The following is a 14013-nucleotide window of genomic DNA, read 5'->3' on the forward strand; positions in this document are numbered from 1 at the left end:
TTATTCCTCCACCAGAGTCAGCTGATGCACCTGCCGTGCCGAAAACTGCCAGGGCTCCCTGCTTATCGGCTCATCCCATACTTGGCTGCTCTGCACACTTTCAGATTCGCCCAAGTCACCGGCCGTTCCCTGCCACAGATAAGTGACGGTGTTACCCAGGCCAAGCCAGCGCCGATCCTGCTCATGGCTGAATAAAATCGGCGGGAATGGCGTATCGAGCGCTTCTTTTAACTCAGACTCAACTAATTGTGGAGTTACGGGAAGGGCCAGCGGGCAGGCCTTTCGCCCAAGATACGGTGTAAATATCGGTTTTTTTAATGCAGCTTCCAGCATCTCAAGCGTGAACTCGCTTTGCTGCCACAACCACACTGCCACTATCCAATATCCATCACTGCGATAATCACGGCTGGACAAGACCGTATTCAGCTTGTCTTTGTCTACACTCAGCTCATCTTTTCGGCTGTAAAATGTACGCTTTCTGTCCTGTGAAGGTACCTGAGCAGTATGATAGTCCCGCATCAGGCTGCCGCAGGAATAAGCCTTAACAGCGATCCCCACCGCGGCCCGCAGCGCTTCAAGCCTGCTCACATCGTCTCGTTTAATACCCAGCGCGGCACCAAGCAACCCCAGCACTGCAGAGCGACTGGGAGTCAGACCAGAAGGTCTGTCTCCACCCACTGCGGCTTCTCCCCAGCTGGCCATGGGACCATAAAGCCGAAAAACCAGATATTGCATAATGCCTCCTTAATCTGCGGCAAATGCTTTTAACTGCTCAAAGCTGCCCTCGCCTTCCAGCGCATTAACGGAGTAGCGGTCATCGGCACAGGCTCCATACACCTTGTCAAAATTTTCAACCTGCCGCTGCAGTGCCTTAACCGCGTCTTCCGCCTGGTTTTCACCGATAATGGGCTTCAGAAAGGCGACCGACAGAGAACGAGGCTGCTGATCACCTTTTTCGGCCAGCACATAAGAGGCATAAGCACGGGAAGCAAAGCTGTTCTGCTTACCTTTCGGAGACACCTTCACCGCAGCTTCTACCAATGCTGTAATGGCTTTATTGGCGAGTTCAATATCACCGCCCAGATTACTGACGAGCAACTCTTTATCGATACAGATGTAGCTGTAAAACAAGGCAGCAGAAAAGGCCGCTTCACCAATATGCGCCGCACCAAGATCCGAGTCGCCCCGGTTAAGGTCATCCACGGCAGTAAAGTAATCTTCTTCTACCGCAACGCCATGCACACTGATGGCATGGGCAACCTGACAGGCAGCTTCACAGTTAAACTCAGGGGAGGACGCCAGCATACGACCAAACATGGCAATATCGGCTGCTGCGGCATTCCGGCGCAACAAGGCAAGATCATCTTTTTCCGGCGCGCGGTTTTCTGCAGCCAGGGTCTTCACCAAGGCATCTACTGCTGCCAGCTCTTCCGGACTGATATGGGCAAGCTGTTCAATTTCCAGACTGTCTTTTTTGCCTTTACCAAACACACCCGCAATGGCTATTGCCCAGGTTTTGGCCTGCTTCTCAGACACGCCCAGCTCACACAGCTGATTAAATACTTCCACGCCCAGGCGTTTGGTACGGGTACCAATATGCTGGCCCAGAGTCTGTTCAAACACATCGGAAGTACGCCAATGACGCTTCAGACTCTGTGAGCTGACTCGTAAACGTTCAGTTCCTCCCATACGGGCGGTTTTAGGCCGGCCCAGATCGTCACGGTTAAGATTGGAGGGGGCATAAGAGGTCAGCAGGTGCAGTTGAATAAATTTGCTCATCATAATCTCCTTGTTTAATCCTTGTTTTTTGCCAGTGCCGGCTCGGCGGCCTGGTAGTAATCCATTGCCCAGCGTACGGCGATTTTTTTATCGGGACGCACTGCCTGCTGGCCATGATGTTCATCAAACCAGTCGAGTATGCCTCTGGCCAGAGAAGCCACATGGGTTTTACCATTTACCTGCTTTATCAAGCGGTGCAGGCGACGGTAAAAGTCCTCCGGGGTTCTCGCCCCCTGCAGTTGCTGAAAGCGCAATTCACTGACTTTGGGTTTATCGATATCGGGATTAATTTTGCCCAGTGACGCCGCAAAACTCCTGCTGTCATCCTGCTGTTTTACATGACTCAGCACGCCTGCCAGAGCAGCCCATGCAAGCATGCTCCAGGGTTTACGCTCCCGGGCCGAATCCGGCAGCGCCAGCCACAAGGCTCTGAACCCCTGGGTCATCAAGGCTGCTTCCGGTGTGCCGGCCCATTTCAGCTCGGCTCGATACACTGTGGGCGCGGGCCGAATATTCAATGTGTTGAGTTCCTGCTCGGTCAACATCATTGCTTGCCACCAGCGCATTAATGCACCCTCGCCGGCAAAGAGTGCTTTGGGTGTTACGGCTTGCTCTGTGTCTGTCATCACGCCAGCTCCTCGGTTAAGGTGTCGAGTCGGTAATCCTGACTGAATTGCCGAATACGTTTGCTGCCAGCCAGCCAGCCTGTGAGCTGACGGCGGGCTCGGATTTTTTTATACATTTTCCGGTCGGGATACAGATTGGACAGTGCCAGATCGTCAAACAAAGCCCTGGCATGCCGGGACAATGCCCACAGCCAGCGCGCGGCAGCTTCCGGTGTTAACCGGCCATCCGGTGCATTCAGCAGCGCTGCCACCATCTGGAAAAAGTCATTTTGTGTTCGCTGCCAGAACTGTAAGTCGATGTGACTGGTATCGCCTTTGGCATCGGCGGGTTTGTCAAACCAGGCTGCCTTTATCTGGGTCCGGCAGTGCCACAGCACTTCTTGCGCCAGAGTTTGCATGGCCTTGATCTCATGAAGCAGCTCATCCCTGAGCTCGGGTTCCAGCCGAATCAGCGGAAATTCGCTGTTGTACCAGCCTCTGGCTTTCATATTGTCCATATCGAATCCAAAGGCCCACAATCTGGGGGCTTCCCCCCAGTTCACATCGAAATATTCAGACTTGCGAAGAAGAAAGTCCTGTACCACCTGGGCTGGATGACTGCCTTCCGCAGCATCGACAAAGCTGAGGCTGTGCCACTGCTTATACTGAATTCCGCCGGGCTGCCCTTTGGTGGATAGATAATCCTCATCCGGCTTTTTGGGGTTAGAGCGGTAATGGGTCAGCGGATGTAGCCAGGTGCCCACATAGTTATTGCCGTAATTGCTGGTACGGTATTGCCGGCAAACAGAGGAACATGCTTTAAGACTTAACTGGCAAGTGCCTTCCTGCTGTTCAAACAGCAGCCGGATCCGTCGCGGCATGGCCCAGAACATGGCAAGCGGATGCACATCGTGTGCATAGATGTCACTGCCCTTGTTTTTGCTAATGCGTGTTTTTCCCAGCCAGGGGAACAGCTCTGCACTGTGATAATCGGGGTCTTTATACGTCCAAGACTCACGACTCTGAACATTCAGCCACAGCTTCTGCCACAAGCTGGCGTCATCTTCATGAGGCAACACCAGGGTGGTCAGCGGGCCTCCACCTCGCAGGCCGGTTCTGTGTCCCTGGCCACCCGATGGGGCATTGATCTGCAGGGTAAACAGCGCCAGCGCAGCCATTTCCGGCGACAGCGTTTCCGCAATACCGCGTTTAATGAAATGATCAGTATTCAGCTTCAGGGTGTTGCCGCCCGGCGCCTCTATCAAGAGGCCGGAAACCGGAACAGGACTGGCGGCATCCAGCGGATCCGAATCCTGCATAAAGCGCGGACTGTCTCCGTTCAGCTCAAAAGCATGCTCTACCTTGGCAAACGCGGCGGCCAGCTCGGCCTCATCGGGCGGCGACAGATACTGTTTGTGCCAGTCATCTTTATCCTGCGGTGCCAGAACGGTTTGTAACAAGCCAATGGCAAACTGGTAAGCGGCACCATGGAAATCAGCCCTTGGCAAGGCAAAGTCCACCACATCAGGGTTGGCAATGGCAGTGAGTGGCAACTGCTCCTCGCTGCCATCCCTGAACCGGTAGCTCAGCCAGGGAGCGGTTAACAGATTCATCAATATTGCTCCTTAATTTCGTAAAATATGAGAATGAGGGGCGTAAGTCGCCCCTCGAGCTTACTTTTTCGCCGGTACTTTTATCGGCCAAGCCTTCTTCCCATACTGCCTTGCATCCAGCAGACGGCCGTCTTTTCCTTTGATGAACCGCCGGAAAATCACAACATAGTCCTGCTCGGGTTGATCTGACATGGTCATTCCTCGCGTCATTGATGAGGCACTTCATCAGAGAACGCTCTTGCGCCCAGTACCGAACCCTAATACCATCCTCGTTGCTACGCTCGGGTGTATTGGGAGTAGTTCGCTGCCTCAATTACGCCCACCTCCTCTGATGGATTCAATACTGGACTCAAGTAAACCACACCCAAACAAGAATATCAAAAAATAAAAGCTCTACAGAGAAACTGTTAAAATTGATTTATCGAAAGCTCTCTTTCAGAACTGGCGATCCCCCTCAAACTCACGTACTCTCCGCGCTGTTTCTCCGACACTCGGAGATGAACCACTCTAGAGAGAGACTGCTCCCTCGGTTCTATTCTGTTCCCCGCTTCGGCGGGGATTTACTTCTTCTCTACCACTCCCAGCTGAGCACAGTACCCAAATCCTTGATCGCTATCCGGCAACCAGGGCTGCAGAAACTTTGCCTGGGGATAGCGCTGTGTCAGCTTCTCAAAGTCTGCGACAAACTCACCAGGCAAAGCTGCCAGCTTGTCGGCGAAACGATGCTTGGCAAGCTTCACCACACTATTCTGCAAGGCATAAGGCTCACCTTCTGCCCACAACTGAATCCGGCCATAGGGATCGAGCCTGAACACCAACACCTGAACGGTTTCTCTGTCCGAAAAACGCGTGCTGATCTCGATGTTGTCGTCGTGCCAGGCTTTGGCACTGGTCTGGTTGTAACCTTTATTCCACTCAATTAACTGGCTTTTGGCCCGGGCAGCCTGACCACGCATTTCACCAAAATATTGGTCTTCCTTTTTCTGCAGCGCTGGTGGCATACGCTCAAATGCGGTTTTGTCATAAACCGCTTCTATTAATGTTCTTGCCTCACCCGGCATGCGGATCGCTCCCTGCTTGCGCAATATCTGCATGCCCAGCCACAGCCTGCCGGGAGAGCGATAAACGTATTCGGTATTGGGCAAATGATTGAGCAGCCAGTCAGCATTGGGTTGTTCCTGCCACTCAGGCGCATGAACCAACAAAAGTGGAGACGAACGCTCATCCTGAGTTTTATCTGTGCGATTACCCCATGTGTCCCGAATATGACGATGAAGCCGGCCGGCTCGCTGAATGAGATCATCAATAGGACACAGATCGGAAACCATCAGGTCGGCATCTGCATCAAGACTTTCCTGAAAAACCTGGGTAGCAATCAGGATTTGCCCCTGCCGAACATCCTGACCGCCCTGTTTACCGAAGATAGCCAGCACCCTGTTTTCTATCGCTTTGCGATCCTTCAAGGTAAAACGGCTGTGAAACAGTGTCAGCGCTTCATCAGAGCCAAGTTGTTCAGCGAGCATTTGATAGGCACGGATGGCATCGTCCACCGAGTTGCGAATCCACACCACACACTGGTCACTTTTGTGTGCATTCAGAATTTTTTCGGCACAGGCTTGTTCGCTATGCACAAAGGCAACGTTCAGCTCCCGGCTAACTGACTTTCTGCTGGCAACCGGTGTTTCTTTAAGGCCTTGCTCAAAGCTAATGTGTGTCGCCAAGGGAAAATCAGCTTTCTCCGGCAACAGCAAAGGAGCAATCCCCCCAGCTTGTTGCCAGATCCGGCACAATCGTTCCCGTTGTTGCTGTGCCAAGGTGGCAGTGAGCAGGATGACGCTGCCCCCCTGGCGCAAATGAACCTGTAACAAGTCATCCAGCAATTCAAACATGAAGGCGTCGGCCGCATGCACCTCATCAAAAATCAGCACTTTCCGGTGCAGCCCTATCAGCCTTAAGGGTTGGTGCTTGCGTGGCAGCACCGCCATTAACGCCTGATCAATAGTGCCCACTCCCACCGAGGCCAGCAGCGCTTTCTTGCGGGAGTCTGCCAGCCACTGATTACAATACAGACTGGCGGTATCGTCGCCTTGCGCATAAGGAGTGCCGGCTTTGTCAGCGGGGAGCAAGGCTTCCTGAAATTGCTCGTTCATTTCTCGGGCACCATGGGCCAGCACTATACTGGGGCGACTGTCTTGCACCGATAACATCTGCAGATAGTGGCCAGCCACGCGAGAGAACATGGCATTGGAAGTCGCCATGGTGGGCAAACCAAAATAAAAACCATCAGCCTCACCCTGCTGCAACAACCGGTGGGTCAAGGCCAGTGCCGCCTCTGTTTTGCCAGCGCCAGTTACGTCTTCAAGAATAAATAACTGGGGGCCGGCAGCCAGAGGCACCGACTCTGCCCATGCCTGCAAAGGGGTCGGTTCAAAACCAAAATGAGACTGGACAGAGATAAACGGCTGTACACTAACAGGCTGGTTCAGCTCCGTTGCCGCCAGTGCTTGCCGGGCCTTGTCCTGTGCAACAGGCCAATACTCCTCGAGCGTATAACCACCGGTTTGATACTCAAAATGGTTTGTGTCGGAGCCAATCCAGTCACTTAAAATAGCCAGGCCGGATAAGTGCCAGCTCACCTGCCGAAAGCGTGCCAGCCACTCTTTATCGGCCATTTGCTGCTCCGGCCACTCAACTTGCAGCAATGCCGCACAGTCCCGAATAAAGTCACAGGCTGCGCTGATATCTTCCTCATGACAGTAGTTTTTCATCGCCCTCGTCTGGTTGCTCCGGTTAATGGGGTAACCATGGTGGCCAAATACCACATCAAACATGGCGTTCAGGCTGTCCAGAGCCGGACTGACTTGAGTAAGTTCGGTTTGCTTAAGTCCAAGCTCGGTGCCTGATAAATGCCTGCCCCGGCTGGCCTGCAACCAGAAAAAATAACCCAGCCTGTCGTGTCTGGCCTGATGGCTGTCATAACCAAACCTTGGTTGATGGTTAACCAGCGGAGAATCTGGGAAATCGGCCAGATTTTGGAATGCCGATGCAAACTTGCCAAGATCGTGCAGCATGAGAAAAAAGGTAAACAGCAGCCGCAGTTGCGCGGGAGAAATATTGAGGAAATCCGCCAGGCTTTTGGTAAGGGGATCGTGTTCATCCAGCAGCCACCAGCCCACCGCTGCTACATCGAGGCAGTGATAAGGCAACAAGTGATACTCTGCCCCGGACTTTTTTTCATCCTTACTGGCCTTGCCCCAATACAGAAAATAACTAGCATTCATTCTGTTTTCCTTTTGTTGACTGCGCTTACTCTGGTGCATTCCGGCTCTTCAGCCAACCCTGTACAAAAAACATGTCGCCTCACTTTACAGGTGAGCTCAAAACAACCATTCCTTCACCACATCGTAATTAGCCAGAATTAACTGCTGGGCGGCGGGATTGCCGTCGAGCCATTTGGTGTTTATCTGCATTTCCCGTAGTAAATATCCGGCCAGGGCGGCGCGGACATTTATTTTCAGCTGGCCGTTTTCCATGGCGTAGTCGTGGATCAGGGCTTGTTGTTGCTCGGGGCTTAAACGGGGATCGGGTTTGATGGTGAGAGTGATATGCGTATTCCAGCGCGTGTCGGGAGGAAGTGGGGCCAGCAGTTTACCTTCCGGTACGGGCGTGCCGTGAAAGCGGCTTAGCACAAAATCACGGTAATCCTGCGCTTTTTCACACCAGGCACGCAGGTGCCAGCGACTGCCGGTATTAACAAAGCGCACCGGAACAATAATACGGCCGTCCCGATCGGTATTGCTTACCGCACCATAGTCCACATCCAGCCGCTCATTGTTGCGCAGTGCCCGCACTAGTTGCTGAATAACCCCGGGATCCACCTGCCGGGCCGGCAGAGCCAGAATGGCATGTTCCAGCCGGTAGCCTGGTTCGGCGGGCATGGCACGGGCACTTTGCCCGGTCATCCAGTTGAGATATTCGGTTACATCAGCAGAAATATGAGCAGGATGAAAATTCTCGGAGGGTAAATAGCCTTTGCGTGACGGGCTGTAAATGAGGTTGCCGGCATACTCTTGCTGATATTGATTAATGGCTTTGCTGGCCTGCTGCCGGCTCAGACCAAAAAATTGCTGTAAATGGTTGGTGGTGAGCCTGCCTTCCCAATAACAAATAAGCTCTGTCAGCCAATAGCGGCGATAAAGTTCGGGTTTTATCATAACGTCCGTGCTTTTTAGTTTTTTATCATTAGAAGCATTTAGCACGGAAATAACAAGACTCTTCTTCAGGAAGGGCGAAACTACTAAAAAATGGGCTTGATTAAGGATGCTGGTAGTCCATCACTTTTTTGGCCACCTGAAGGATGCCCCCGGTGCACTATGCCCTAGATCTCCGCCTGCGCGGAGATGACGCAATAATAACGCTTTTTAAAGGTTATCCCGCTTAGGCGTGGCCCTGGGTTGCCGCTTCGCGCCAATTTTCAGGCGAGCCGCCTGCGCTCCAATAAAAAAACCCCGGCATGCCGGGGTTAAAGAGACCAAACTACAGGGTTATTGCAACAATCAGCGCTGGGTTCGCAGCACGTGAATACGTTTTTCCAGCGGCGGATGGCTCATCAGCAGTTCACTTTGTTGCTTGCCATTAATACCAAAAGCGGCCAGAGAGCCTTCAAGCTGAGATTCATGACCATGGCGCAAACGCTCAAGGGCAGCGATCATTTTTTCACGGCCGGCCAGGCGGGCACCGCCTTCGTCGGCACGGTATTCACGCTGGCGGCTGAACCACATCACAATAATGGAAGCCAGAATACCAAACAGCATCTCGAGCACCATCACGGTAATAAAGTAGGCAATGCCACCCATTCCACCGCCTTCTTCCTCTTCACTGTTACTGAAGAAGCCGCTGATCACGTTGGCCACAATACGGGCGAAGAACATAACAAAGGTGTTCACTACACCCTGAATAAGAGTAAGGGTGACCATATCACCGTTGGCAATGTGGCTTACCTCGTGCGCCAGTACGGCTTCGGCTTCATCCCGGCTCATGCTGTACATCAACCCGGTAGACACCGCTACCAACGAGTTGTTACGGCTTGCTCCGGTAGCAAAGGCGTTCATGTCGGGCGAGTCGTAAATACCCACTTCCGGCATGCCAATACCGGCCTGCTGTGCCTGACGTTGTACGGTAGAAAGCAGCCAGTGCTCCATTTCGTTGCGGGGCTGTTCAATCACCTGCACGCCATAGCTGCGCTTGGCCATCCACTTGGAGATAAGCAGCGAAATAATAGCGCCGCCAAAACCAAATACGGCACAGAATACCAGCATGCCGCCAATGCTGCGGCTGTTGATACCCAGCACGGAAAATACGATGTTCAGCACCACACCCAGCACCAGCACCACAGCCAGGTTGGTGGCAATAAACAACAATACGCGTTTCATCAAACCTTTCCTTACATCAGGGAACTACAGACATAATATGTCTGGCGATGGGAATTTCAAGGTGCTGATGATGAATTATTTAAGCAGGGGAGCCAGATCAATAAAGCTCTCGGCCGTTTCTGCTTCGCCTTCCGTCAGCCTTGGCACCTCTCCCAGGAAGGGAGCGCGGATAAGCTGTTTAAGAGTGACTGCGTTCTCTTCATAGTGACTCATGTGAGCATCTACCCGATTCAGTACCCAACCAGCTACCACCAGGCCATCATGACGAATCGCTTCCAGAGTAAGCAGTGCATGATTAATGCAGCCCAGGCGCGCACCTACCACCAGAATAACCGGCAGGTGTTCTCGTTTTACCCAGTCGGATAAAAACCGCCCCTGCCCCAGAGGCAACCGCCAGCCGCCGGCTCCTTCCACAAAAATCCAGTCGGCAGAGGTTTCTTGCAGACGTGCCAGCCCTTCGGCAATGCGAGGCAACTCGATACCTTCACCGGCCTGTTCAGCAGCAATGTGAGGAGCAATGGCAGGGGCAAATGCATAGGGGTTGTGCATAGAGTAAGGCAACTCAATGCTGGATTCCGCCTTCAGGGTAAGGGCATCTTCGTTTTTCAGCTCACCGTTTATCAGCTCACATCCCGAGGCCACCGGCTTATAACCCAGTACCTGTTTGCCTGCTTCTTTAGCAGCCCGCATCAAAGCACGGGTCACAAAGGTTTTGCCGGTTTCGGTATCCGTGCCGGTCACAAAAAAGGTTTTAGCCATGAATTACTCCATATGCCAGCCGGTAGGTCGCCACACATTGGCCCTGCTGGTTTTTAGGATAGATGAAATTAAGCTGCTGCCAGGCATTTTTACCCAGCAGCCCCGTGCGCCGGTTGTCGTTGATCTGGTTGGCACCAATGCCTTTAAGATCCTGCAGCAGGGCTTTCAGCTCGGGATAAAACAATTGCTCGGTGGCGGTATGCAGTTGCCAGCGCCGGTTGGTGGCAGCGAGGTATTGCTGCAGCAAAGGCGTTTCGGTAAAGCGATTGATATGGCGATGATTATCAAGGGTCCGCCAGCTTTCAGCCAGCTCCGCCAGGCTGCCGTTGAGCAAAGTGGAAAACACCATCACACCGCCGGGTTTAAGCCTCTGGCTCCAGTTGCTCAGCCAGGCCGCAGGATGGTTACTCCACTGCATGCACAGATTGGCAAAAATAAAATCAAGGCTGTGCTCGGCAACAGGAGGCGCGTCCATATCGGCGCACAAAGGCATGATATCGGCCCGGCTGGCGGCCTGTTGCAACATGGCCGTAGACAGATCCAGCGCCAGTAACTGCTGCGTACGCTGTTTTAGTGCAGGTATAAACCAGCCACTGCCACACCCCAGATCCAACCCGGTACGGGCCTGGTCAGGCAAATACGCCAGCAAAGCCTCACCGGTGCGTCGTTGCAGTGTATTGTGGCGATCATAACTGAGCGCCGCGCGGCTGAAAGCCCGGGCCACTTTATGTTTGTCGACCTGTTGCATGGATTCTCCGGAAGTCGGCTGTCAACTGTTAGTAAAGTCATTCCGGCCTTTGAGCCGGAATCCATTCTGCGGGCGGCGGTGCATTCCACCTTATACCGTGCTTCTTGCTGCGGCCCCCGTCCCTGCCTTCGCGGGAATGACGTTCCTTCGCGGGAGTAACGCTGTTATGCCTGCAAGACACAGTGCAGGGTGTCGAGCAGCCGTTGTACGTCTGCCCGGGTGTGAGCTGCGCTCAGGGTAATGCGCAGCCGGGCAGATCCCTTGGGCACCGTGGGCGGACGAATGGCACCGGTCCACAGTCCCTGCTCTTTAAGAGCAGCGGCAAGCCGGAGGGTTGCGGTTTCCTCCCCGACCACCAGGGGCTGAATGGCGGTGGCGGAAGGCAACAGCTGTAACGGCAGTGCCGCCACTCCCTCTCGAAACTGAGCGACCCGTGCGCGCAGATGTTCGCGCCGGTCATTGGCACTGCGCACCAGACGCACGGCGGCCAGCACAGCGGCGGCTTGGGGGGGCGGCAGGTGAGTACTGTAAATGTAGCTGCGACCAAGGTTGTGCAAATAGTCAATCAGCGCCCGGCTGCCGCCCACAAAGGCCCCGCTGACTCCCAGCGCCTTGCCAAAGGTCCCCATAAAAATATTCACATCGCTGGCAGCAAGCCCCTGCTCATCCAGCGTTCCTCTGCCCTCACTGCCCAGCACGCCCAAGCCATGAGCATCGTCAATCATCAGCCAGTTGCCGGTTTGCCTTGCCAGCTCCACCAACCCGGGCCAGGGGGCGGTGTCGCCGTCCATGCTGAACACCCCTTCCGAGATAATCAGTCCCGCTGCTGGCTTCAGTTTTTTCTCAAGCGCGGACATGTCGTTATGGGCAAATCGCACCATGCGCGCCGGGCTGAGCCACCCCGCTTCCTGCAACGATGCATGGTTCAGCTTGTCTTGCCACAGCGTGTGTTCCTTGCCGGCTAATGCCTTGATCACGGCCTGATTGGCAGAAAAGCCCGAGCTGAACAGCATCACCGCCTCCAGCCCCAGCCAGTCACACAGCTCATGCTCAAGCTGGCGGTGTATGGTCTGATGACCTGCCACCAACGGTGAAGCCACTGCCCCCGCACCATAGTCCCGTGCCGCCTGGCTGGTGGCAGCCAGCAGTTCGGGTGCGCGACTCAGTCCCAGATAATCATTACCGGCAAAATTGAGGTATTGTCTGCCCCCCGCATGCAGCCATCGACCGTCCACCCGGTCGATGGCCGGCAAAACACGTTTCAGGCCGGCGTGTTCACGCTCGGCAAGGCTCAGGTTAAAGGGCATGATGGTGCTCTCCTAAAATACCGAATCAAATCTGCTGCACACCGAGTTGGCTGCCTCTGGATCCCCGCCTTCGCGGGGATGACGGGGAAGTCGCGGGAAGACGGGAAGACGGGAAGACACATCTGCCCCACACCCCGTCACTACCGCGCAGGCAGAAGCCCAGGCACACTACCCGATACTCCGTCACTCCCGCGCAAGCAGGAGCCCAGGCACACTACCCAATACTCCGTCACTCCCGCGCAGGCGGGAGTCCATTTGCACTCACAGTCTGCGCCTTCATTACCGAACCGAATCCGCTATATACCAAGTAGGCTGCCTCTGGATCCCCGCCTTCGCGGGGATGACAGGAAAGTCGCGGGAAGACGGGAAGACACATCTGCCCCACACCCCGTCACTCCCGCGCAAGCAGAAGCCCAGGCACACTACCCGATACTTCGTCACTCCCGCGCAAGCGGGAGTCCATTTGCACTCACAGTCTGCGCCTTCATTACCGAACCGAATCCGCTATATACCGAGCCGGCTGCCTCTGGATCCCCGCCTTCGCGGGGATGACGGGAAAGTCGCGGGAAGACGGGTAAGTCACGAGGTGACGGGAACGTCGCGGGATGACGGGAAGCTCGCAAGATGACCGGAAAGTCGTGAAATAACGGGCACTCAGAGCAAAACTTCCCGATGAATATTCAGGCTTGGTAATAAAGCGGTTTGGGAGCATTCTGCTCGGCTATCTGCTCATGCAATTCTATTTCCGTCATTTCGTCGGGTTTCTGGCTTACACCGCTGGGGCGAATGCCCAGACGCCGGAACAACTGCATGTCGCTGTTTTCATCGGGGTTAGGGGTGGTAAGCAGCTTGCAGCCATAAAAGATGGAATTGGCACCAGCCATAAAGCACAGGGCCTGCATTTGCTCGTTCATTTTTTCACGGCCGGCTGAAAGCCGCACATGGCTCTGGGGCATTAGAATACGGGCCACGGCAATGGTGCGAATAAAATCAAAATCGTCCAGTTCTTCCTGGTTTTCCAGTGGCGTCCCTTTTACCTTAACCAACATATTAATGGGCACGCTTTCGGGCTGGCGAGGCAGGTTGGCCAGCGCCAGCAGCAGGCCGGCGCGATCTTCCGGGCTTTCTCCCAAACCCACAATGCCGCCGGAGCACACTTTCATCCCCGCTTCGCGTACATTTTCCAGGGTATTGAGCCGGTCGGCATAGGTACGGGTAGTAATGATGTCACCATAAAACTCTGGGCTGGTGTCGAGATTGTGGTTGTAATAATCAAGTCCCGCCTCAGCCAGCCGGCCGGCCTGGTCGGCATTAAGCATCCCCAAGGTCATGCAGGTCTCCAGCCCCATGGCTTTGACTTCCTGCACCATTTTCAGCAAATAGGGCATGTCCCGCTCTTTGGGGTTGCGCCAGGCCGCCCCCATGCAGAACCGGCTGGAACCGTTGCTTTTCGCCTCGCGGGCTCGCTCCAGTACCTTTTCCACTTCCATCAGCTGCTCGGTTTCCAGCCCGGTGCTGTAACGGGCACTCTGAGGGCAATATTTACAATCTTCGGGGCAGGCACCGGTTTTAATGGACAGCAAGGTGCTCACCTGCACTTCATTGGCATCAAAGTTGGCTCTGTGCACCTGCTGGGCTTCAAACAGCAGATCAAAAAACGGACGGTTAAACAGCTCGAGCACCTGCTCGCGAGTCCAGAGAGTACGGCTCATAAGGTGGCCTTTTTATTAAAAGTGATTCGGCGTTTGCTGGCCAAGTTTAAAGGCCAGT

12 protein-coding genes are annotated in these 14013 nt (G+C 54.3%); all 12 read right to left on the reverse strand.

The features are described from left to right. The 12 genes from cas5e to bioB all read right to left on the reverse strand — a co-directional run bounded on the left by cas5e (position 1) and on the right by bioB (position 13955). Positions 1 to 735: a type I-E CRISPR-associated protein Cas5/CasD gene (cas5e, locus tag B6S09_RS05730; protein WP_208321662.1), complete on the reverse strand. Its 735-nt coding sequence runs from the start codon at positions 733 to 735 to the stop codon at positions 1 to 3. A gap of 9 nt (positions 736 to 744) precedes the next feature. Then, positions 745 to 1779: a type I-E CRISPR-associated protein Cas7/Cse4/CasC gene (cas7e, locus tag B6S09_RS05735; protein WP_094277549.1), complete on the reverse strand. Its 1035-nt coding sequence runs from the start codon at positions 1777 to 1779 to the stop codon at positions 745 to 747. Positions 1780 to 1793: 14 nt separating this feature from the next. After that, a complete protein-coding gene (gene casB, locus B6S09_RS05740) occupies positions 1794 to 2405 on the reverse strand; it encodes a type I-E CRISPR-associated protein Cse2/CasB (protein ID WP_094277550.1) in 612 nt (203 codons plus the stop codon). After that, positions 2405 to 3997, reverse strand: coding sequence for a type I-E CRISPR-associated protein Cse1/CasA (gene casA / locus B6S09_RS05745; RefSeq protein ID WP_094277551.1), 1593 nt, complete (start codon positions 3995 to 3997; stop codon positions 2405 to 2407). Before casA ends, casB begins: the two co-directional genes overlap by 1 nt. A 60-nt stretch (positions 3998 to 4057) precedes the next feature. Continuing rightward, on the reverse strand, positions 4058 to 4189 hold the full coding sequence (locus B6S09_RS18730) for a hypothetical protein (protein WP_279586623.1): 132 nt from the start codon (positions 4187 to 4189) through the stop codon (positions 4058 to 4060). Between the two features lie 368 nt (positions 4190 to 4557). Beyond that, entirely contained in the window at positions 4558 to 7278 is a 2721-nt protein-coding gene (locus tag B6S09_RS05750) for a CRISPR-associated helicase/endonuclease Cas3 (protein WP_094277552.1), read from the reverse strand. 96 nt (positions 7279 to 7374) lie between these two features. Then, the gene (locus tag B6S09_RS05755) at positions 7375 to 8211 is read right to left on the reverse strand and encodes a helix-turn-helix transcriptional regulator (RefSeq protein ID WP_094277553.1); all 837 of its coding nucleotides are present in this window, start codon (positions 8209 to 8211) and stop codon (positions 7375 to 7377) included. A 342-nt stretch (positions 8212 to 8553) separates the two neighbouring features. Further along, complete coding sequence (htpX, locus tag B6S09_RS05760) at positions 8554 to 9429, reverse strand: protease HtpX (RefSeq protein ID WP_094277554.1); 876 nt, start codon at positions 9427 to 9429, stop codon at positions 8554 to 8556. Between the two features lie 75 nt (positions 9430 to 9504). After that, entirely contained in the window at positions 9505 to 10188 is a 684-nt protein-coding gene (gene bioD, locus B6S09_RS05765) for a dethiobiotin synthase (protein ID WP_094277555.1), read from the reverse strand. Next, a complete protein-coding gene (gene bioC / locus B6S09_RS05770; protein WP_094277556.1) occupies positions 10181 to 10936 on the reverse strand; it encodes a malonyl-ACP O-methyltransferase BioC in 756 nt (251 codons plus the stop codon). Before bioC ends, bioD begins: the two co-directional genes overlap by 8 nt. Before the next feature lie 164 nt (positions 10937 to 11100). Next, positions 11101 to 12243, reverse strand: coding sequence for an 8-amino-7-oxononanoate synthase (gene bioF, locus B6S09_RS05775; protein WP_094277557.1), 1143 nt, complete (start codon positions 12241 to 12243; stop codon positions 11101 to 11103). A 680-nt stretch (positions 12244 to 12923) separates the two neighbouring features. Beyond that, positions 12924 to 13955 carry a biotin synthase BioB gene (gene bioB, locus B6S09_RS05780; protein WP_094277558.1) on the reverse strand — a complete coding sequence of 344 codons (1032 nt, stop codon included), beginning with the start codon at positions 13953 to 13955 and terminating at the stop codon, positions 12924 to 12926. Between the last annotated feature and the right edge of the window lie 58 nt (positions 13956 to 14013).

It is taken from the genome of Oceanimonas baumannii, assembly GCF_002245495.1.
GTDB lineage: Bacteria > Pseudomonadota > Gammaproteobacteria > Enterobacterales > Aeromonadaceae > Oceanimonas > Oceanimonas baumannii.